Origin of the sequence: Streptomyces sp. NRRL F-525 (genome assembly GCF_000716605.1) — a bacterium.
Taxonomy (GTDB): Bacteria; Actinomycetota; Actinomycetes; order Streptomycetales; family Streptomycetaceae; genus Streptomyces.
On record NZ_JNXE01000003.1, the window covers coordinates 375,490 to 395,092 of the forward strand.

General features: G+C 68.4%; 20 protein-coding genes and 1 pseudogene. 11 read left to right on the top strand and 10 right to left on the bottom strand.

The genetic code is table 11. From position 1 onward, the window contains the following. The first annotated feature begins 84 nt into the window (after window positions 1-84). Together OO69_RS06890 and OO69_RS06895 are read left to right on the top strand one after the other, a co-directional pair. Entirely contained in the window at window positions 85-876 is a 792-nt protein-coding gene (locus OO69_RS06890) for a S1 family peptidase (protein WP_033279493.1), read from the top strand. A gap of 180 nt (window positions 877-1,056) precedes the next feature. After that, complete coding sequence (locus tag OO69_RS06895; protein ID WP_033279494.1) at window positions 1,057-1,704, top strand: LysE family translocator; 648 nt, start codon at window positions 1,057-1,059, stop codon at window positions 1,702-1,704. A gap of 30 nt (window positions 1,705-1,734) precedes the next feature. Here OO69_RS06895 and OO69_RS06900 read toward each other — a convergent pair whose 3' ends face one another. Then, complete coding sequence (locus OO69_RS06900; RefSeq protein WP_033279495.1) at window positions 1,735-2,829, bottom strand: winged helix DNA-binding domain-containing protein; 1,095 nt, start codon at window positions 2,827-2,829, stop codon at window positions 1,735-1,737. Window positions 2,830-3,076: 247 nt separating this feature from the next. Between OO69_RS06900 and OO69_RS06910 the strand changes: the two genes are divergently transcribed. Next, entirely contained in the window at window positions 3,077-4,255 is a 1,179-nt protein-coding gene (locus OO69_RS06910; protein WP_033279497.1) for a magnesium and cobalt transport protein CorA, read from the top strand. Window positions 4,256-4,542: 287 nt separating this feature from the next. Here the strand turns inward: OO69_RS06910 and OO69_RS06915 are convergent, their stop codons facing one another. The 4 genes from OO69_RS06915 to OO69_RS06930 form a co-directional block, all read right to left on the bottom strand. Then, window positions 4,543-5,769 carry a tyrosine-type recombinase/integrase gene (locus OO69_RS06915; protein WP_078652316.1) on the bottom strand — a complete coding sequence of 409 codons (1,227 nt, stop codon included), beginning with the start codon at window positions 5,767-5,769 and terminating at the stop codon, window positions 4,543-4,545. A 45-nt stretch (window positions 5,770-5,814) separates the two neighbouring features. Beyond that, entirely contained in the window at window positions 5,815-6,138 is a 324-nt protein-coding gene (locus OO69_RS53480; RefSeq protein WP_078652317.1) for a helix-turn-helix transcriptional regulator, read from the bottom strand. 563 nt (window positions 6,139-6,701) lie between these two features. Then, window positions 6,702-7,064, bottom strand: coding sequence for a hypothetical protein (locus OO69_RS51870; protein ID WP_158713353.1), 363 nt, complete (start codon window positions 7,062-7,064; stop codon window positions 6,702-6,704). Between the two features lie 469 nt (window positions 7,065-7,533). Beyond that, entirely contained in the window at window positions 7,534-9,156 is a 1,623-nt protein-coding gene (locus OO69_RS06930; protein WP_033279498.1) for a helix-turn-helix domain-containing protein, read from the bottom strand. Window positions 9,157-9,471: 315 nt separating this feature from the next. Between OO69_RS06930 and OO69_RS06935 the strand changes: the two genes are divergently transcribed. The 3 genes and pseudogenes from OO69_RS06935 to OO69_RS49980 form a co-directional block, all read left to right on the top strand. Beyond that, window positions 9,472-9,726, top strand: a complete 255-nt coding sequence (locus OO69_RS06935) for a hypothetical protein (protein WP_158713354.1) — start codon at window positions 9,472-9,474, stop codon at window positions 9,724-9,726. Between the two features lie 131 nt (window positions 9,727-9,857). Then, a complete protein-coding gene (locus tag OO69_RS06940; RefSeq protein ID WP_158713355.1) occupies window positions 9,858-10,283 on the top strand; it encodes a Pycsar system effector family protein in 426 nt (141 codons plus the stop codon). Window positions 10,284-11,145: 862 nt separating this feature from the next. Further along, window positions 11,146-11,352, top strand: a pseudogene (locus OO69_RS49980) (transposase); the annotation flags it as partial. Between the two features lie 41 nt (window positions 11,353-11,393). Here OO69_RS49980 and OO69_RS06945 read toward each other — a convergent pair. Beyond that, window positions 11,394-11,780, bottom strand: a complete 387-nt coding sequence (locus OO69_RS06945) for a winged helix-turn-helix transcriptional regulator (RefSeq protein WP_033279501.1) — start codon at window positions 11,778-11,780, stop codon at window positions 11,394-11,396. Between the two features lie 114 nt (window positions 11,781-11,894). On the opposite strand from OO69_RS06945, the gene OO69_RS06950 reads away from it, so the two are divergent. Continuing rightward, a complete protein-coding gene (locus tag OO69_RS06950) occupies window positions 11,895-12,824 on the top strand; it encodes an NADP-dependent oxidoreductase (RefSeq protein ID WP_033279502.1) in 930 nt (309 codons plus the stop codon). A 294-nt stretch (window positions 12,825-13,118) separates the two neighbouring features. Further along, window positions 13,119-13,835, top strand: coding sequence for a hypothetical protein (locus tag OO69_RS06955; protein ID WP_033279503.1), 717 nt, complete (start codon window positions 13,119-13,121; stop codon window positions 13,833-13,835). Window positions 13,836-13,868: 33 nt separating this feature from the next. On the opposite strand, the gene OO69_RS06960 is transcribed toward OO69_RS06955, so the two are convergent. Both OO69_RS06960 and OO69_RS06965 read right to left on the bottom strand, forming a co-directional pair. Further along, window positions 13,869-14,372, bottom strand: a complete 504-nt coding sequence (locus tag OO69_RS06960; protein WP_234444355.1) for a hypothetical protein — start codon at window positions 14,370-14,372, stop codon at window positions 13,869-13,871. A 152-nt stretch (window positions 14,373-14,524) separates the two neighbouring features. Beyond that, a complete protein-coding gene (locus OO69_RS06965) occupies window positions 14,525-15,115 on the bottom strand; it encodes a TetR/AcrR family transcriptional regulator (RefSeq protein ID WP_033279504.1) in 591 nt (196 codons plus the stop codon). A 237-nt stretch (window positions 15,116-15,352) separates the two neighbouring features. On the opposite strand from OO69_RS06965, the gene OO69_RS06970 reads away from it, so the two are divergent. Further along, complete coding sequence (locus tag OO69_RS06970) at window positions 15,353-16,114, top strand: SDR family NAD(P)-dependent oxidoreductase (RefSeq protein ID WP_033279505.1); 762 nt, start codon at window positions 15,353-15,355, stop codon at window positions 16,112-16,114. Between the two features lie 228 nt (window positions 16,115-16,342). On the opposite strand, the gene OO69_RS06975 is transcribed toward OO69_RS06970, so the two are convergent. After that, window positions 16,343-17,071, bottom strand: a complete 729-nt coding sequence (locus tag OO69_RS06975) for an SDR family oxidoreductase (RefSeq protein WP_033279506.1) — start codon at window positions 17,069-17,071, stop codon at window positions 16,343-16,345. A gap of 76 nt (window positions 17,072-17,147) precedes the next feature. On the opposite strand from OO69_RS06975, the gene OO69_RS06980 reads away from it, so the two are divergent. After that, window positions 17,148-17,525: a MerR family transcriptional regulator gene (locus OO69_RS06980; protein WP_033279507.1), complete on the top strand. Its 378-nt coding sequence runs from the start codon at window positions 17,148-17,150 to the stop codon at window positions 17,523-17,525. A 247-nt stretch (window positions 17,526-17,772) separates the two neighbouring features. Here OO69_RS06980 and OO69_RS06985 read toward each other — a convergent pair whose 3' ends face one another. Further along, window positions 17,773-18,252, bottom strand: coding sequence for a MarR family transcriptional regulator (locus tag OO69_RS06985; protein WP_063744413.1), 480 nt, complete (start codon window positions 18,250-18,252; stop codon window positions 17,773-17,775). A gap of 130 nt (window positions 18,253-18,382) precedes the next feature. Here OO69_RS06985 and OO69_RS06990 point away from each other — a divergent pair, with 130 nt between their 5' ends. After that, complete coding sequence (locus tag OO69_RS06990) at window positions 18,383-19,597, top strand: FAD-dependent oxidoreductase (protein WP_033279509.1); 1,215 nt, start codon at window positions 18,383-18,385, stop codon at window positions 19,595-19,597. Window positions 19,598-19,603 lie beyond the last annotated feature (6 nt).

The window sequence follows — 19,603 nt, forward strand, 5'->3', positions numbered from 1 at the left end:
CGGGCATACGGGGGTCGGTCCCGCGACCCCCGTTGCACCCCCCACACCCGCGCGACCCCCACCGGCAACCCAATGAGGAGACTCATGTTCGGGCTCAACCGCGCCAAGAGATCCACCGCAGTCGTCGCAGCAGCCGCCGCTGCCGCAGCGACCGCACTGCTCAGCGCCCCCACCGCTGTGGCAGCCCCCCAGCCCATCGTCGGCGGTTCCACGACCACGACGACGACGTACCCGTTCGTCATGCAGATCACGGACGCCTCGCAGAACCAGTTCTGCGGCGGCACGCTCGTCTCCGCGACCAAGGTGGTCACCGCCGCCCACTGTATGGTCGGCGAGACCACCAGCAGCGTCCGCGTGGTCGGCGGCCGCACGTACCTCAACGGTACGAACGGCACCGTCAGCAAGGTCAGCAAGATCTGGATCAACCCCAGCTACACGGACGCCACCAACGGCAACGACGTGGCCGTGCTGACCCTGTCGACGTCGATGCCGTACACCACGGCGAAGTACGTCGCCTCCACGGACACCTCCGTGTACGCGGCCGGCACCACCGCCCGCATCCTCGGCTGGGGCACCACCTCGGAGAACGGCAGCTCCTCCAACCAGCTGCGGACCGCGACCGTCCCGATCGTGTCCGACTCCAGCTGCAAGAGCTCCTACGGTTCGGACTTCATCGCGACCGACATGGTTTGCGCCGGATACACATCCGGCGGCGTAGACACCTGCCAGGGCGACAGCGGCGGTCCCCTGCTCATCGGGGGCGTCCTGGCAGGGATCACTTCTTGGGGCGAGGGCTGTGCCGAGGCCGGTTACCCGGGGGTCTACTCCCGGCTGACCAAGTTCTCCAGCCTGGTGACCACACAGGTCAACTCGTAACCCGGAAGGACTCCTGAGCACTCCTCAGGGAAAAACCAGGGTGCGTTGCGGGCTTCCACGAGCAGCCCGCAACGCACCCTATCCATGTGCTCCATGTGCTCCATGTGTAATGGGCAGCCCTCGGCCCTGGAGCGAACTCCCCGCCTCCTGTTTCAATGAGCGCCGGATGGGAGTGATCGCATGGTGTCCACGGACCGTTTCCTCGCCTTCGCCGCGATGTCGTTGCTGGTGATCGTGATCCCGGGCCCGAGCGTCCTGTTCGTCATCGGCCGCGCCCTCGCCCACGGCCGCCGCACGGCGGTGGCGACGGCGATCGGCAACGTCTTCGGCTCGTACCTGCTGGTGACGGCGGTGGCGTTCGGCATCGGCGCACTGGTGGAGCGGTCGGTCACGATCTACCTGACGGTGAAGCTGGCGGGCGCGGCGTACCTCGTCTACCTGGGCGTGCAGGCGTTCCGCCACCGCAAGGACCTGAAGGCGTCCGCGATGCGGACGAGCCCCACGGCGGAACCCCGGGGCGACCTCCGCACGGTCCTCGACGGAGCCCTGGTCGGCGTCACCAACCCCAAGGGCGTGGTGTTCTTCGCCGCCGTACTCCCCCAGTTCGTCAACCACTCCGCGGGCCGCGTCCCGCTCCAGATGCTCCTCCTCGGCCTGATCCCCATCTCCATCGGCCTGGTCACGGACACCCTCTGGGGCCTGACCGCGTCGGCGGCCCGCACGTGGTTCGCGGGCTCCGACCGCCGCCTGTCCCTGATCGGCGGCGCGGGCGGCTTCACGATGATCGGCCTGGGCGTGACGGTCGCGGTGACGGGCAGAGCGGACTGAACCCTTCCAGGGTTTGTCAGTTATTGGGTTCTACGGCTGTACGACCGTCCCGAACCGGATGTCGTACGAGGTCCCCTTGTGCAGCGTGTCGAGCATCCGCGCCCCCTCGGCGACCACCTCACCCCGCTGAGCCTTGGTCAGCTTGCCGAAGGGTTCGACGACGAGGTCCGTACCGTCGAGCTTCCACACCCCGGCGAGGAACCCGTCGACGAGGAACGTGCGATGGGCGACGTTGCCCCACCAGGCACGGCCCCAGTACTCGGGCGGTACGACGCGTGTGCGGTCGGCGTGGGAGAGGAGCAGGTTGTCGAACTCCGGCAGGAAACGCGGCGGGGCCGGGGTGTCCGCGTCGGGCCGGGGCGCGTCCGGGAGGTCGAAGAGTTCGACGCCGTTCTGGTCGTGGAAGACGACGAGCCGCGGCCGGAGCCGTTCGAAGGCCTCGCGGAGCCGGGTCAGCCCGGCCCAGGTCTGCATGTCCTTGACGGAGGCGGGCCCGAAGGCGGCGAGGTAGCGGAGGACGGTCGCGTCGGGGGTGGGCGCGGGTTCGGCGGCCCGTCCCAGCCAGTGCTCGGCGGTGGTCAGCGCCACCTGTCCGCTACGGCCCCACAGCCCGCGCGGGGTGACCTGGACGAGCGGCAGCTTGCAGCGGGCGGCGATCCCGAGGGCCTGCGGATCGGCGTCGGGCCACTCGACGAGGAGTGCCTCGCGCAACTCCTTCATGGTGCGCGGCTCAGCTTCGACAAGCTCGCGGGCGCGCACGGCGAGCCGGTCCAGGTCGACGCCGACGAGTCCCTTGCGGAAATTACCGAGTTCGCGGTCGCGGGCGGCCTGTACGAGCGGGCGGAGGGTGAGGCAGTCGGCGGCGGTGTGGGTGTGGATGGTGGAACGCATGGTGACGATCCGGACGACCTCGCGCTCGGCCATCAGCCCGGACAGGTCCTCGGGCACGAATCCGTCGAGGCGGGCGGCGAGGGCGTAGTACGGCGGTTTGACGTTCTGGGCCTGGAGGCCGAGGAGATGTTCGACGGCGGCGTGGGCGGAGAGGGAGGAACGGTGGAGGAGGAGTTGGCGGTGGAGGGTGGCGCGGTTGAGGGAGCGGGGGTCGAGTACGGGGTGCTTCGTCATGGTCGCCGCCTTCGTCGCTCTGGTCGGCCTGGTTGACCCGGTTGACCTGGTCGGCCTGCTCGCCCTGGTGTCCTTCATCGCCTTGGTCGTCGTCACACTCCGCACGCTAACGATGATTGCGGACACCTTCTGTCCGCAACTCTCACCGAATCCCGGACCCCGATCACATGCCCAGGCCGTTTGGCCCCGTATATCCTGCTCGTGCTCCGTGATCACGCAGACGTAGGCCCGATCGAGAGGCACCGCGATGCCCCAGCGACGCGCCCGCCCCACCTCGAGGAACGGCGGAAACGGCCGGAGCGCCAGGATGCCCGGCTGGCGCCGCACGCCGGCCCCGCCCCCGGAGCCGGTACCCGAGACCCCGGCGTCCACCACCGACGCGCCGCCCCCGGAACCGTCCGACGCGGGCAGCGTCGTCCAGGCTGCCCTGTACCGGGACGGCGTGCGCGTCTCGGCGCCGGACACCCTCGCCGACACCTTCCGCGAACTGCGCGAACAGCCGTCCGGCATGGCGTGGATCGGCCTCGCCCGTCCCACCGAGCGTGAACTCCTTTCCCTGGCCGCGGAGTTCGACCTCCACCCGCTGGCGGTCGAGGACGCGATGGAGGCACACCAGCGCCCGAAACTGGAGCGCTACGGCGAGACGCTGTTCGTGGTCCTGAGCGCGGCCCGCTACCTGGACACCACGGAGGAGGTCGACTTCGGCGAGCTGCACGTGTTCGTCGGCCCGGACTTCGTGATCACGGTCCGGCACGGCGCGGCCCCCGACCTCTCCGCGGTCCGCCAACGCATGGAGGAATCCCCGGAGTTGCTGAAACTCGGCCCCGAGGCGGTGCTGTACGCCATCCTCGACGCGGTCGTCGACGGCTACGCGCCGGTGGTCGCCGGCGTCCAGACCGACATCGACGAGATCGAGACGGAGGTCTTCCGCAGCGAGCCTCAGGTCTCCCGCCGTATCTACGAACTCTCCCGCGAAATGGTCGAGTTCCAGCGCGCCACCCGCCCCCTGGTCGGCATGCTGCACAGCCTGATGGCCGGCTTCGCGAAGTACGGCACGGACGAGGAACTCCAGCGCTACCTCCGCGACGTGGCCGACCATGTCACCCACACCAGCGAACGCGTCGACGGCTTCCGCCAGGCCCTCACCGACATCCTCACGGTGAACGCGACCCTGGTCACCCAGCAACAGAACGCGGAGATGCGGGCGTTGGCGGAGGCGGGGTTCGAGCAGAACGAGGAGATCAAGAAGATCTCTTCTTGGGCGGCGATTCTGTTCGCGCCGACGCTGGTCGGGACGATCTACGGGATGAACTTCGATCGGATGCCGGAGTTGCACTGGGTGCTCGGGTATCCCTTCGCCATCGTCTTGATGGCGGTTGTTTGCACCAGTTTGTACGTCATCTTCAAGCGGAAAGACTGGCTCTGAGTAATCGCCTCGGGAGGCGCTCCTGGGAGTGGCTGCTGCCCGGATCGCGGGCTCCGACGGCGCTTCAGAAGCTCCTGGGGAGAATCTGGGGAGAATGAGCCGCGCTCCGGTCTGGGCGGTCTTCCGCCATCGAGCGCGTTGACTTGCCGGAACCTCGCTCTTCAGGCACCTCCCGAGAGCACTGATCGGGCACGGAGAGTAGCCAACTTCCCTTGTGGAACGTCGAAACGGGTGGGCACAGCAGATCGCTGTGCCCACCCGTTTCGTGGGTTGTGCGGAGAGGATGTCTACGCGGCCAGTGCAGGCTGGCCGATCAGGGCGTCGATGGCGCCTCGCCCCTTGCCGCCGGCCTCCGGCATGAAGTGGGCGTAGTAGTCCAGGGTGATGGTCGGGCTCGAATGGCCGAGCCAGCGGGCCAGGGTGACGACGGACTCGCCCGCTTCGAGGATGATCGAGGCGTACGTGTGCCGGAGCACGTGGAAGCCGTCCTTGCGCGACGCCTTCCACCGCTCGCCCTTCTTACGCAAGGGGATGACGCCTGCGGCGGCCAGGGCCAGCTTCCACACCTCGACGTTGAAGATGTTCGCGCGCAGGGCGTTGCCGTACGTCGTGGTGATGACAAGCGGGAACTTCTTCGCCTCCCGTTCGGGCTCCGGACCGCCCCACGGCAGCTCCACCTCGACCGCCGGGTACTCCATGAAGTACCGGGCCAGGGCCGCCGCGACCGACGGAGGCATGTCCACGACGCGGGTCTTGCCGCCCTTCGGCAAGGTGAAGTACAGACGCCCGCCAAGGAGTTGGACCTGCCGACGGATACGCAGGACTCCACGGGCGAAGTCGACGTCCTCCGGCGACAACCCGAAGACCTCGCCCTGCCGCAGCCCGCAGCCCAGCGCGAGCACGACGGCGATGCGGTAGCGCGCGTTGATCGCATCCCGTACGCGCTGCGCGGTCTCCAGGGGCCAGGCTTCCCTCTGGTCCTCCGGCGCCTTGGGCCACCGCACGGACTTGGCCCGCATCGGATTGCGCACCAGACGCTTGTCGTCGATGGCGGTCTCGAAGATGTTCGAGAGCGAACCGAGGATCTGCCGGGCATATCGCGGCGAGCATTCGCTCTCCGGCGTGGCGATGTAGCCACGCAGTACCGCCGGGCTGATGTCCCGCAGGGCAACGGTGCCCAGTTGAGGCTGGATGTGGAGGCGGACGCGTTCGTCGATGCGTTTGATCGTGCCGGGCGCACCGCGAACTCCCGTCTGCCAGAAGCGTGTTACGTAGTCGTCCAGCGTGATGGAGCCGTCGCGGGGATCGACGAACTCGCCGCGTTCGCTGTCGGTGCCGGCCCTGCGCAGCCACGCCTTGGCGTCTTCGAGCACGTCGAACGACTTGTCCCGGACACCCGGGATGCCGGCGACCCGGTACCTGGAGCCCTTGCCGTAGCGGGCGGTGCGTTCCCGCTTGCCGGTGTCGGGGTCCTTCTTTTTCTTGATCCAGCGGTCTTCTATGTAGCCGGCCAAATACTTCCCTCGATGGCAGGTTGCGTACGGTGGGAGTCAGCCGGGTCAGGCGCCCGTGGCGTAGTCCGAGCGTTTCTGCGGTGCGGCGCCCAACGGGCTCAGAGTCGTGTTGGAGCGCGAGTCGGCGTGCTCCTGTTCTCGAATCCAGGCGTCGAGCGCTTCTATTCGGTACATGACGCGACCACGCGGCCCCATCCGGAAACTGGGCGGGCCGCTTCGGCGATGCCGCCAGACATAGAGGGTGTGCGGGGACAGGCCGAGGTATTCGGCAGCATCTTTCACGCTCAGGAATGCCTGGCGCGTTGTGGGGGTGGCATCCGGAACTTGGATGGAACTCGGCTTCGGAGCAGAAGGCGGACGTGCAGGCATGGTTGGCCTCCGTGGGCGTGGCGCGGTGGTAGGTGTGGTCTGCCAGGCGGCGCGACATGGAAAGGGGCTCTCTCTGCCGGGCGCGGTCGGCGAACACCATCAATGGTGCGGAGGATCCCCGGTTTCGGTAACCGGGGATCTCGTGCACTGGCGCACGCCCTCCGGGAAACTCGACCAAGGCGAACCCATCCCCATGGAGCGGCCCGCCAACTGCAGGAGGAGACCGGTATCACCGTCGACCCGAGCAAGCTTCGGCTCGTTCAGGTTGTACAGCACCGCCAGGACGGCGAAGTGGAGCGCATCGGCTTCTTCGTCGAAGCTGTCGAGTGGGCGGGGGACCCAGCAACACCGAACCGGAGAAGTGCATGGCACTGACCTGGTTCACCGTCCACGACCTGCCCAGCAACATCATGGAATACCCAGAGGCCAGCCTGCGCGGATACTTGGACGAGTCCGACAACCTTTCTCACTGAGCACGCCTGGTCGCAGTAACCCCAGATTGACGCCCCCGGCCTTCTGAGAGACTGCAGTTGACGTAACAGATTCGTCGACTGCCGCCTCTCTCAGAGTGACCACGGCCTTGGAGCGGGCCCGGATTCTTCATGGGAGACCTGCACGTGACCGCCGAGCACTCGCCCCGTTCCACCACCGCCACGAAGCACCCCCACATGTGGGTTGTCGCCGCCGAGATCGCCGTCGAGGATGCCGTTGCCCGTGTAGCGGACTCCCGTGGCTCCTTCAACGCAAAGGTCGAGCAGCGCATCGACGCCCTTGACACGTACTGCAAGGGCTGCCGTCGTCCCTTCGCCGAAGTTACTGGCGAAGACGGTGAAGCCCTCGTCGACAACCAGTACTTGATCGACGGGAACCAGTCCGTGCGTACGAAACGCAAGCCCGCCCCAACTCCGCCTCCGGGCGCGAAACATCGCGCAGCCCCCACCTCGCCGACCAGGATGGCGCGGAGGGTTGAAGCGGTGGCATCAGACCGGAGGGGGCGGAAGAGACCGCCGGGGCGGTTTCACGGCTCTGGCCGCTGTGCGGCTGATCGCGGGCGCATGGATTCCGAGCATGGGAAAGATGCCTCTCCAGTCGGGATGCCCGACGGCCGAGGCCTGTCCGCCAAGGGCGCGAGTGCCGGCCGCTGAGAAAGCTTCCGACGTGGAGCCTGTGGATGGCTTTTGGCGCCACGGCCTTCCCTTGGGTAGCCAACTTCCCTCACCGGCGGGCGTATTGCCTCGGACCGGCATTGGTGGCGGGTGTCTTGCGCGTCCTCAACTGACCGGCGGCGTCGGTGCTTCCGGCCCGCAACGGCCGAAGTGCCGCCGCCGTAGGGCCGCCTGGCCTGCGCCCTGCTGCGCCGCCGCGATCATGTCAGCGTCCGGCCGACACCTTGGTTCACCGCTGGGCGCTGTCGCGGACGTGATGCTCCAGGTTGGTCCACCAGCCCGAAAGGTCTCGGGCCGGCATACCCCGAGTCTCGAGCTCGGCCACCAGGCGGGTGAGGAGCTCAAGCTCGTCTCCCATGGCGAAGGCGTACACGAGGCGCTTGAGCACCTCGCGCTGGTCGATTGTGCCGTGCGCGGCGTGGACGTGCTGGTGGAACACGGCACGCCAGTAGGTTTCCGGGCTGCGACCCCCGATGTGTCCAAGTGCGTGGACGGCCGCGAGCGCGACCGCCCGGGGAACGCCCCGTGCGAGGGTGAGGCCCGCGACGACGGCGCGCTGGTCGGGTCCTCCGAGAACGCGCAGGGCGTGCAGTATCGGGATGGCGCGGTCCCCGGTACGCAGGTCCCCGACTCGGCGCAGGTCGGCGGCCAGCGCGGAGGCGACCTGGCGTCCGTAAGGGCTGGCGCGCAGCATCATCGCCGTGTAAAGCCGGACGTCGGCCACCGGGTGGTGGAGGAGATCGTCGATCAGAGTGCCCAGGAGGGTTGCTGCCGGTCCATGTCCTGTGTCGTCAAGACGCCCCAGGACGCGGGAGACGGTGATCACGGCCGTGGCCGGGTCGGTCAGCGAACCGTGCGTCACGATGGCGTTGAGGGCGAAACCGCGCTCGGCCGCCGAAGTGGTGAGGCGGGCACGGTGAGCTGCAGACAGCGGCAATCGGTGCAGTAGTACCGCTGCGGCTTCCACTGCGGAAGGCGGCTGGGAGAGGTGCGGGCCGGTCAGGACACCGTCCACCACGTCCACCAGCGTCCGGGTCTGCTCGGCGGTGAAGTGGCGCTTGCGGGTCTTTCGCGCAGCAGCGAGCAGGGCTCCGTAGCCGGTGTCGGCGGTCGTAGGGTCTGTGAGCTGGCGCAGTACGGCACGCCCGGCGTCAGGATGCGGGCTGCCGTCCAGCGCGCACACCGTCTCGATCAGGCCGACGTGCTCGGGTTGCTGCGCGACGTCAGCGCACACGGCGACGGCCTCAGGTCCCCACAGCGGGTCGGCCAGGAGCCTGCTGAGGGCTTCGAAGCGGCGCATCCAGGCGGTGCCGCCGGCTACCACGGTCTCCTCGAGCAACCGCTGCACAACCGCACGACGGACACGGCCCGGAAAGACCTGTCCGCCTTCGTAGGCAGCCCATCGCGTCAGGTCGTCCCAGTCGGTGCCGGTGAGGACTCCTCCGTCCAGGATCCGGGCGAGCAATTGCTCCACGCGAGGCCCGGGGCTTGTCGAGGGATTGCTGCCGCGGTCCGCGCGCAGGAACGCCGCCGCCGTCATGCCTCCCTCGTGGCGGGCTATGGTCTGGATCGGCGCCAGCAGGTGGCAGGCGCTCAGACCGAGCACGTCCTCGTAGCGGCGGACGGCTGAGGCCGGCACCGGGACCAGGCCGTTCTCCCAGCGCGACAGGGAACTGGGAGAGACACCAGTGGTGTGACGGCGGTCCTCGCGATAAGCGCGGGCGAAGCCCACCAGCTGCCGCAGCGCCGGATCAGCATGGCACAGCCGGTGGGAACGCAACAGCCAGCCTGCCCGCACCTGCCATGGTGTCCAGCCGATGACCGCAGGCACGGCCGGGACCGTATGCGTCATGTTCGCCCCCACCTGTGCCTGACCAAAGTCACTCCACTTTGGACCTGCTGTCCCCGCGGCGGTGAGACCGATTCCGGACACGGCGGACACGCTAGGCATCCCGAAGAGACCCAAAGAATGGGCACTAGCAGAGAGAAGGAGCGGTCGCAACCGCTGTTGCACGGGCGTCGGCGGCCTGGAACACGGCGGCCAGAGGGCGGGCGGCCCGCCTACAAAGGGGACTACTCAATAAACCCGCCCACCGGGACAGAGGTCAACATGCTGAAGCTTCCCCGCATCCGTCGGGCTGTGGCAGCTGCCGCAGCCATCGCCGCCTTGAGCAGTACAGGGGTGGCCCTCGCTACTCCCGCTCAGGCCAGCGGCGCCTCCACCAGCGGTGCGTCCGTGTACTCGGACCAGTGGGAGAACGGCTACCGCGGGTACGTATCCGGGGGCGTGGTCCTGATCTGCTGGGCCGATGGCGTGTGGTCCAACGGGACCAACCGCTGGTTCGCCGTCTACTACGGCTCCGGCTCGGGATTCATCAACGCCAACCTCGTGAGCGGTCAGTACACCGTTGGAGCGTGCTGAAGCACCGTGCATGACGGTCCATTAGCAGGCGGCAGCACGCGTCGGGGGTAGGCGTGCTGCCGCCGCCCTCCTCCTCATGGAGAGGCCGGATGTCGCAACAGCCGCCAGACCGCACCGAGCAGAATCTGAGCATGGCCGACAACATGCTGGGCCGGGAACTCGTGCGGCATGACACAAAAGCCAGTCTGCTCATCGCAGTCGACGGGGGCGTCTTGGCCCTGGTCGCGGCCATCACTCATAACGAAGAGCTGGGTTGGGACGTACGCCTGCCGGGGACATTCGGGCTCGCCGTTTTGGCCGCGTCCATACCGATCTTGCTTCTCTCAATCAGGCCAGTCTTAGACGACCAAGCCGGAGAAGGGTGGGAACTATGGTCGGATTTGGATCGCGATAACCTCATGGTTCATATGAGGACGGATCGGCGCCCAGAGCGTGTCCTCTTTCTCTCGCGGATCGTCCGCCGCAAGTTCCGGCAACTGCGGCTCGCCGTTGACCTCCTGATCACCGGGTTGCTCCTCTTGGCCGTCGCCGCGTTCACCGCAGCAGTGGGGCGTTGAGGTAAGTCGCAGGTACGCTCCGCCGACAGCAACGCGCCTCTACTGAACGGTAGTTGGTGCGATCCAGCAGAGGCTGAGACCGGCAAGCAATGGCGGCCATCCCATCGACGGCGCAGCAGGAAGCCCGCGATGGGGCGAGGTCGTCATCCCTCTGGTACCGAACCGGATCGAACGTGAATCTGGTTGTGCGCTGCCCGTGTCACTGAACCATAAGACGGGCGGCCTTCCACGCGCTGGCCAACTACTCGTAAGCAGTCTGGAATCCGGGGGCGCGGGTGCGCCCCGGTAATCCGGCCTCCGCGACGCTCTTGACCGCAGGGACATCGAGTGCGAGGAGTGCCATCACCCGCTCCAACTCTGTGATGAAGTCGCCTACTGTCCGGGCGTGGTGGAACAGTGGCCGCCGTACGCCTCCATCATCTCCAAGACCTCGCTGTGCCCCGGATCGGTCTCCCGTATAGCGCCCACAGTGCCTCCAGTTCGAAGTCCGACACAACAAGCAGACGGGCCAAGAACCTTTGGGCCTCCCCGTCGGCATGGTCCACGATCCGGCCGATCACGTTCGCCGCGATCCGGAAGGTGACGCCGGCCAGGACGTAAGGTTCGCCTTCCCCACGGCCTGCGCCACTTCGGCGGCCGGCCGAGAAGGCCGTGGAGCCGGGCATCCTGGAGTCACCGCAGATCACCAGGCAGACACGCGGATGATCCACATGCTGTCGCTTCGTCACACCGTCAGGATGCGCACCCGCATCGGCCTTACTGATCGTTTCGGAATGAGTTGCGGGCCTCGTGCTCGACGATCTTGGTCATCAGGGTGTCTCGGGTGCGTGCTGATCTTGTCCCTGACGACCTGTGGAAGCGGATGGCTCCGCTTCTGCCACCCGCTCCCGAACGGCGCCATCACCGCCCCGGGCGGTTACCCGTTCCCAACAGAGTGGCGCCGGCTGGTGTGATGTATGTGCTGCGGACCGGTGTCGCGTGGCGTGATGTCCCTGTGGAGACGGTGGGCTGCTACGGAGTGACGTCCTGGCGCCGGCTGAGGGACTGGACCGAGGTCGTCGTGTGGCCGCAGCCCGAGCACGGCCCAGCCGATACCGAGTAGCGGGGACCTCAGTCGCCGGGGGTGACCGGCCCGGTGTCGGTGTCGGTGTCGAGTGCGTCGAGCACCGCGTCGCCGTTCGCCCTCGCCCACTCGGTCAGTGTGTGGATCGGGTCGATCAACGTCGCCCCGAGCGGGGTGAGTTCGTACTCGACGCGGGGTGGCGCCTCGGCATAGGCGTAGCGGTGGACGAGTCCGTGGGCCTCCAGGCGGCGGAGGGTCTGGGTGAGCATCTTGCGGGAGATGCCGCCGATCAGCTCGACCAACTCGCCATGGCGCACGGGGCCCTTGCTGAGGCCGGCGAGCACGACCACCGTCCACTTGTCGGCGATCAGCTCGACCGTCAGACGCGCCGGGCAGTCCGCGAGAAACGGATCGCCGGTACCGAAACCGCTCATGGTGCCACGGTACCCGCCGAGGCACCTGCCGGTTCCTATCGGAAACCTAGCCTGGGTTCTCTCCTCCTTTTCCACCCCCCCCTTCCCCTTTCCCCTTTCAAAGCCAGGAGAGTCATGAGAGTCATCACCCAGCAGACGCTCGGCGGTCCCGAGGTGCTCAGCGTCGTGGAGGTGCCCGAGCCCCGGCCCCTGCCGACCGAGGTTCTCGTCCGCGTCAGGGCGATCGGGCTGAACCCGTTGGAGGCGCGGCTGCGCGCCGGCGAGTTCCCGCTGATCGGCCGGCCGCCGTTCGTCCTCGGCTGGGACATCAGCGGCGTGGTCGAACAGGCGCCGCAGACATGGCGGTTCAGGCCCGGCGACGAGGTGTTCGGGATGCCGCTGTTCCCCCGGGCGGCGAACGCGTACGCCGAGGCCGTGGCGGCACCGGCGCTGCACCTGGCCCTTAAACCGGCGTCCCTCTCGCACGTCGAGGCGTCGGCGCTGCCGGTCGTCGGGCTGACGGCGTGGCAGGGCCTCGTCGACCTCGGCGGCGTGAGCGAGGGCGACCGCGTCCTGGTGCACGGCGGCGGTGGCGGGGTCGGCCATATCGCGATCCAGATCGCGAAAGCGCTCGGTGCGTACGTCATCGCGACGGCCGGCGCGAGCAAGCGGGCGTTCGTCGAGGGGTTCGGCGCCGACGAGGTGATCGACTACACCTCGGTCGACTTCACCGACGCCGTCCGTGACATCGACGTCGCGCTCGACACGATCGGCGGCGACACCGCCGAGCGGTCGCTCGAAGTGCTGCGCACGGGTGGTCACTTGGTGACGGCGGTCGCCGAGGAGGACGCGAAGCTGATCGCCAGGTACGAGGCAGCCGGCATGCGTTTCAGCGGCATCGCGGTCGACCCCGATCCGGTCGCCCTGCGGGGACTCGTCGAACTCGTCGAACGGGGGATGCTACGGGTCCACGTACAGGAGACGTTCCCGTTCGAGCGCGTCGCCGACGCACACCGGCTGCTCGACGCCGGTCACCTCCAGGGCAAGCTCGTCCTCACCGTGTGATCCCGTCGGGAGGTCGCTCTTCGGGGACCGGGCCGAGCAGTCCCGCCCTCCCGTTCCAGGAGATCGCCGACTACGGCGACGATCCCGAGACCAGGCTTCGTCACTCTCCGGATCTCGCGGCGGCCGAGAACACGCGGAAGCGCAGCTTCTCGGGTCGATGCCACGCCTCAGGCCACGGGGAAGTCGGCCCGGCAGCGCACGGCGGAGGGTGCGCGCCCCTCCCGTACTCCAACACTCCCTTACCGGGCGGACAAAGCGCTGATACTACGGACTCCTGCACGAGGGGGGACGAAAGTGACACGCACCGACACAGGCTCCGACGACGGCACCACGGGCAACGAACCGCAGGGTGAGGACGGCAAGAGCGACAACAGGACCAAGATCACGATCGCGTCCATCGGCGCGCTGGCGGCCGTGGCGGCGGCGGCCGCCGGAGCCTGGTTCGCTCATGACGGTGGTGACACCGGGGGACCGCCGACCAGTTCGTCGGTCGCCGCACCCGCCTCGACTGCGGCCGAAGACCCCTGCGATCTGAAACGGCTCGCCGACTCCTGGAATCAGCCGCCGTCCCAGCGCTACAACGAGACGCTCTTCGCGAACCACGACGCGCCCAGCGTCTACACCCAGGTGGCCGGCCCGGCGAGGAGCCCCGAGATCAGCGTCAAGGGGCAGATGAGCCTCAACATCCCGGCAGGCCAGGTCCTTTACCTCGTCACCCGGCCCGACCCGGATTCGAAGGACGAGTTCGGGCACCCGGGCAACGGCCGTTACTACCCGGGCACGCCCGTCAGCCCCACGTCCAGCGGCTGCTGGGAGGACGACAACCACTCGGTCGGCTACATCGGCGTCGAGGGAATCAGCGAGACCTACCTGCTCGTCCTCGTCGGTTCCGACCAGGCCGCGAAGTTCCCGGCCGACCGCAAGGCGAAGGACTGGGACGGGTACAGCGCGGACGACTGGCGGGCGCTCACCAAGATCGACGTCATGAACTTCCACGTCCCCACGACCTAGTCCCGGAGTGGAGTCGCCGCCCCTTCCGTGAGGTCAGCGCGCCTCGCGGAAGGTCTCGCGGACGTCGCCGACGTGGGCCCCGGGATTTTCGTAGTGGCCGAAGTGGCCGCCCTTGCGGTGGGCGTTGACGTTCACCACGTTGAACATGGCGCGGGTGGGGCCGTTCTCGAAGGCGGCGATGCGTTCTTCGCAGGAGGGGGGGGTGACGCCGGCCGGGGGTTCGACCACGGGCCGGCGGTCGTGCAGCGGTGTCCAGGGGCGGCGGACCGTGTTGCGGTACGTGCGGAGGGAGGTGCCGATGGACTGGGTGACCCGGAAGACGGTCGCCTGGGTGAGGATGAAGTCGCGGGAGAAGACGGCGTCGAAGTCGTTGTTCTTGTCGCTCCACTTCTTCCAGCGTTGAAGCAGCCGGGCGAGCATGCCGATCGGGGAGTCGTTCAGGCCGTGGGTGAGCGTCGACGCGTCGAGCGTGTGGACGGTGACGAGGTTGTCCCGGCCTCGCACTTCGCCGTCGCCGTCGCCGTAGTTCCGGAACACGACATCGGGTTGGAAGTACGGGGCAAAGTTCGACGCGTCCCGCTGCGCGAAGAGGCGGCGAGGAAGTCGGCGACGCGGCAAGGGCCGAGCTCTGCATGACCAGGAAGTCCAACAGTGTGCACGCAAAAAAGGACTATCAAGTCCAGCCTGGGTCAGGAAGTCGGCGCCACGGGCCTCATCGGCTCGATCGCGGCCGCGAGGGCGGCCTCCAGATAGTCGATGCGGTCCGTCATCTGCAGGAGCACCACACCCCCCTGAACAGCAGCCAGAACACTCCTCGCGCAGCCGACCGCCATCCCGCGGTCGGGTAGCAGCGCCCCCGTACCGCGCAGCAGAGCCGCTTCCCACACGGCGAACAGATCCGAGACCATGGTTCGCGCCTCGGAGGAGGATTTGCCGAGCTCGGAGATGAGGCTCCCCAGCGGGCAGCGCCGGCCCAACTCGCCGTAGTGGCGCAGCACCGCCCCGCACCACGCCTGCCAGGACTCCCAGGACGTCAGGTCGTCCAGATAGGGCCGCTGCACCTCCAGCACCTGGTCGGCCTCGTGCCGGGCCACGGCCACGAGCATGTCGATCCGGCCGTCCGGGAAGTAGTGGAAGAGCTGGCTCTTGCTCGTCGACGTCGCCGCCCGTACGTCGTCCAGGGTCACCTCCGCCGCACCCTTCTCCCGGATCAGCAGAGCGGCCGCGACCACGATGCGGTGCCGCGTGGCCATGCCCTTGGCGGTCATACCTCGGTTCATGCCCCCATCATCCCACCTGGCCGACACATTCTGAACTTGACGGTCCACTCCTCACAAACCACTCTGGACTTGAAAGTCCAGTCTTTGCGTCCTACGGTGACACCCGCGCCCTGACTGTCAGGGCAGCCCCCGCCCCGCCGAAGGCAACCTGCCGCTACGGCCGTGCGGGTTCATCGCGGAGCCCCAGGCACCGAACACCAAGCACCAAGCACCAAGCACCAACCAACGGAGTGGATCATGTCCATGCGCCTAGAAGGCAGGACCGCCCTGGTCACAGGGTCGACCAGCAACATCGGGCGGGCGATCGCGGAGGCCTTCGCTCGCGAGGGGGCGTATGTCGCCGTCTCCGGGCGCAGTGCCGAGCGCGGCCAGGAGGTCGTCGCCGAGATCCGCGCACGCGGCGGGCGCGCCGAGTTCGTGCAGGCCGACCTGGACGGCAGCGCCGCCGCCTCGCGGACGCTGGCCCAGGAGGCGACGCGGGTCCTCGGCGGGCGTATCGACGTCCTGGTCAACAACGCCGGCATCTTTCCCCAGACCACCACGGCGTCCACCGACGAGAAGACCTTCGACCAGGTCTACGCCGTGAACGTGAAGGCCCCCTTCTTCCTGACCGCGGCCGTCGCCCCCGCCATGGTGGAGGCCGGCGGCGGCGTGATCATCAACCTCGGTTCCTGGATCGCGCGGCTGGGCATCCCCAGCGCCCTCTACAGCTCCACCAAGGGCGCCGTGGAGACGCTGACCCGGGCCTGGGCTGCGGAGTTCGGGCCGCAGGGCGTACGCGTGAACGCGATCTCCCCGGGTGTGGTGCTGACGCTGGCGCCAGGGGAGAGCCACCCGGCCGAGATCATGATGAAGGGCACCCCCGCGGGCCGGATGGGCACCCCGGACGAGGTCGCGAACGCCGCCGTGTACCTGGCCGGCGACGACTCCTCGTTCGTGCACGGCATCGTGCTCGACGTCGACGGCGGCCGCACCACCGCGGCGGTCATCGCCAACTGACGCCCCCCAACGCCGACTTACCTTCCGGACATAAGGGCCCCGAGTCGTACCCGGCAACTACTGAGGTTGAACTCGTGGTGCCGTAGGGGCTGATGACCGGCCGTCAGACCCGCCCGATCAGCGACACGACACCACAAGCTCAACCTCAACCTCAACCTCACGCAGAAGAGTTCAAGAGGAGGCCGTTGGAGAAGCAGCCGGCCGAAACCCATGCCGCCCGAGGGTCCCTCAGCCCGCCATCAGCGCCGCCAGTGCGCGGTCCATCGCGGCGTTGAACTCCTCCGGCGTCAGCGGCAGGCGGGACTTGACGTCCCGGCTCCACTGGTCGGCGAGGACCTCGGCGGAGCCCGCCTCGACACCGTCGAGCGCCGCGTCGGCCAGGTCCGACGGGGCGATCTTGGCCACGGGCCAGCCCGCCGCCATGTCGGTGTCGGCCAGGCCGAGGTGTACCGCTGTGACGAGCGTGCCCTGCTCGGCGAGCTCCAGGCGGACGCCGGTGGTCATGGCCCAGGCGGCGGCCTTGGTCAGGTGGTAGGCATTGGCGCCGCTGCCCCCGAACCAGGACATGGCGGAGAGGACGTTGACGATCGCGCCCCCGCCGTTCCTGGCGAGCGTCGGCGCGAACTCCCGGATCATTCCCAGGTGGCCGAACATGTTGGTCTCCAGCTCGTGCCGCACCGCGTCCAGCGAACCGGTCACCAGGTTGGTCCCCGTCTGGATCCCCGCGTTGTTGATGAGCAGCGAGACGTCCGGGGCGGCCTCGGCGGCGGCCCTCACGGATGCGGGATCGGTGATGTCGAGGGGCAGCACCTCGACCCCGGGCAGGTCCACGGTCTCCGGTCGGCGGGCCGTCGCGTAGACCTTGCGGGCGCCCCGTTCGAGCAGGCGCTGGGCGAAGGCGCGGCCCAGGCCGCGGTTGGTTCCGGTGACAAGGGCGACGGAGTTGTTGATGTCCATGACCAGTACGCTAAAACCTGACGCTAACGTCAGAGGCAAGTGTCGATCGTCGGAGCCAGGGGTGAGAGGAATCACCATGACTGTCACAGAGGCCGCAACCGAGCGGCTGATCCGCATCGGCGAGGTGGCACGAGGCGCCGGCGTCTCAGTACGCGCCGTGCGCTACTACGAGCAGCAGGGGTTGCTCAGCGCGGAACGCAGCCCGTCCGGCCAGCGCCTGTACCGGCCGGACGCCATCTCCCTGGTCCGCTTCGTCCAGCAGATGTACGCCGCCGGTCTCACCAGCCGGAGGATCACCGAACTCCTGCCGTGCTTCGACTCCGGGCACACCGACGCCCAGCAGCGAGCCATGCTGCGGGCCGAGCGCGAGCGCATCCAGGCCAAGGTCGACGACCTGCAGGCCGCCCTGGACCACCTCGACCAGGTCATCGCGATCACGGACACGCACCCTTAGGCACGGTCTGCCAGACGCCTCATCGGCGAGCGGACACGGTCGCGCTCCACCCGTCGATCAGGTCAGTTGCCGCCGATCCGGGGATCAAGAACCGCTGACGTCCGACCACCAGCCCCTACGACACCCCGAGTTGAACCTCAGCAACCCGGCACCGAGCGCGCCTCCACGCGCCACCCTCTCCTCCCCCAGCCCGAACACCCCCAGGGAGAGCGCGGGTTCAGCGACCCGGCCGCCTCGGAGCCACCCCTCACCCCAAATGCCGCGTAGCCTCCCCCTGCCGCCGCGCCGCCTCCCTCATGAACGACACGATCACCTCCAGCTCCTCGTCCGTGTACCGCTCGCACAACTCCCTCAGCGAACCGACGAGTTCAGCGAAGTAGTGCATATTGCGCGCCGCGAACTCCTCGTTGAAGTGCAGCACCACCTTGCGGCCGTCCTCGGGATGCGGCGCCTTGCGTACGGCCCCCTTCTCCTCCAGGCGGCCGACAAGGGCGGTCACTGACGCGGGCTTGAGGGCGAGGTGACGGGCGAGTTCCCCCGCCGTCATCGGGCCGAGCCGGGCGACCAGGTCCAGCGCCTTCGTGTCGCTGGCGTTCAGGCCCTGCCGTGCGGCGAGCGCCGAGTGGAACAGCACCGCGGCCGTGGAGAGCTCACGCCCGGCGAGCAGAACGTCGTCCACCACTGCCGCCCGGCCGCCCTGACCTGTGGAGACCTCTCGATTTGTCACTCCGGCATCCTAGCCCTACTATTTAGTTAGATCCATCTAAATAACTTAACGTGATGGACGCGCGCCTCAAGAAGCGCGCCGAGAAGCGAACCAAGAACCCAGAGCCCAGACCCCAGAAAGGTCACCCGACATGAAGGCATTGATCATCGGCAGCGGCATAGCCGGACCCTCCGCAGCCATGGCGCTCCAGCAGGCCCGCATCGACGCGGTCGTCTACGAGGCCCACGCCTCCGGTGCCGACGGCGTCGGTGTCTTCCTGACGCTGGGCTCCAACGGCATCGACGCCCTGCGCGTCATCGGCGCCGACGCCCCGGCAGTCGCCGCCGGCTTCCCCACCCCGGCGATCGACATGGTCTCCACCACCGGCAAGGCACTCGGCACGGTCCGCACCAGTCGCCCGGACGGGGACATCACCAGCCGCACCCTCAAGCGCGCCGACCTCTACCGCGCCGTACGCGACGAGGCGTTGCGCCGTGGCATCCGCATCGAGCAGGGCAAGCGCCTGGTCGACGCGCAGGACACCGAAGACGGTGTGCGCGCGGTCTTCGCCGACGGCGGCGAGGAGTTCGGCGATCTGCTGATCGGCTGCGACGGGCTGCACTCGACGGTCCGCAAGCTCATCGACCCCGCGGCCGCCGCCCCCGCGTACTCGGGCCTCATCGGGCTCGGCGGCTACACGCGCGGGGTGCCGGTCGACTCCCAAGTGGGCAGCTACCGCATGGTGTTCGGCAAGCGCGCCTTCTTCGGCTACGTCCCCGCCCCCGACGGCGAGGTCTGGTGGTTCGCCAACCTCCCGCACCGGGACGAGCCGGCCCGAGGCGAGCTCGAAGACGTCGGCGCCGAACAGTGGCGGAGCCGGCTCGTCGAACTCTTCGCCGAAGACACGGGCCCCGCCGCCCAGTTGATCCGCGCGAGCCAGGAGATCACGTCGGCCGGCCCCATGCACGCCATGGTGGACCTCCCGGCCTGGCACCGCGGCCGGATGATCGTCATCGGCGACGCCGCACACGCCCCCTCGCCCACCTCCGGACAGGGCGCCTCCCTGTCCGTCGAGGACGCCGTGGAACTGGCCAGGGCACTGCGCGATCTGCCCACGATCGAGGGCGCCTTCACCGCGTACGACGCGCTGTGCCGCCCCCGCGTCGAGCGAATCGTGAAGCAGGCCGCCCGCGTCAACAACAACAAGGCCGCGGGCCCGGTCGGACGAGTCCTCCGCGACCTGGTGATGCCGGTGCTCCTGCCCCGGCTGGCGAACGGCGAGCAGTCACGGCGGACGTACGGCCACCACATCGACTGGGCCGCTCCGATGGCAGCGGCCGAGGGCGTCGGAACAGCCCGGAACTGATCACGC

Bases quoted from the DNA above. Each gene is read 5' to 3' on its own strand.
- OO69_RS06890 (WP_033279493.1), top strand. From the start codon at position 85: ATGTTCGGGCTCAACCGCGCCAAGAGATCCACCGCAGTCGTCGCAGCA.
- OO69_RS06895 (WP_033279494.1), top strand. From the start codon at position 1,057: ATGGTGTCCACGGACCGTTTCCTCGCCTTCGCCGCGATGTCGTTGCTG.
- OO69_RS06900 (WP_033279495.1), bottom strand. From the start codon at position 2,829: ATGACGAAGCACCCCGTACTCGACCCCCGCTCCCTCAACCGCGCCACC.
- OO69_RS06910 (WP_033279497.1), top strand. From the start codon at position 3,077: ATGCCCCAGCGACGCGCCCGCCCCACCTCGAGGAACGGCGGAAACGGC.
- OO69_RS53480 (WP_078652317.1), bottom strand. From the start codon at position 6,138: ATGCCTGCACGTCCGCCTTCTGCTCCGAAGCCGAGTTCCATCCAAGTT.
- OO69_RS51870 (WP_158713353.1), bottom strand. From the start codon at position 7,064: ATGTTTCGCGCCCGGAGGCGGAGTTGGGGCGGGCTTGCGTTTCGTACG.
- OO69_RS06930 (WP_033279498.1), bottom strand. From the start codon at position 9,156: ATGACGCATACGGTCCCGGCCGTGCCTGCGGTCATCGGCTGGACACCA.
- OO69_RS06940 (WP_158713355.1), top strand. From the start codon at position 9,858: ATGGCCGACAACATGCTGGGCCGGGAACTCGTGCGGCATGACACAAAA.
- OO69_RS06945 (WP_033279501.1), bottom strand. From the start codon at position 11,780: ATGAGCGGTTTCGGTACCGGCGATCCGTTTCTCGCGGACTGCCCGGCG.
- OO69_RS06950 (WP_033279502.1), top strand. From the start codon at position 11,895: ATGAGAGTCATCACCCAGCAGACGCTCGGCGGTCCCGAGGTGCTCAGC.
- OO69_RS06965 (WP_033279504.1), bottom strand. From the start codon at position 15,115: ATGAACCGAGGTATGACCGCCAAGGGCATGGCCACGCGGCACCGCATC.
- OO69_RS06970 (WP_033279505.1), top strand. From the start codon at position 15,353: ATGTCCATGCGCCTAGAAGGCAGGACCGCCCTGGTCACAGGGTCGACC.
- OO69_RS06975 (WP_033279506.1), bottom strand. From the start codon at position 17,071: ATGGACATCAACAACTCCGTCGCCCTTGTCACCGGAACCAACCGCGGC.
- OO69_RS06980 (WP_033279507.1), top strand. From the start codon at position 17,148: ATGACTGTCACAGAGGCCGCAACCGAGCGGCTGATCCGCATCGGCGAG.
- OO69_RS06990 (WP_033279509.1), top strand. From the start codon at position 18,383: ATGAAGGCATTGATCATCGGCAGCGGCATAGCCGGACCCTCCGCAGCC.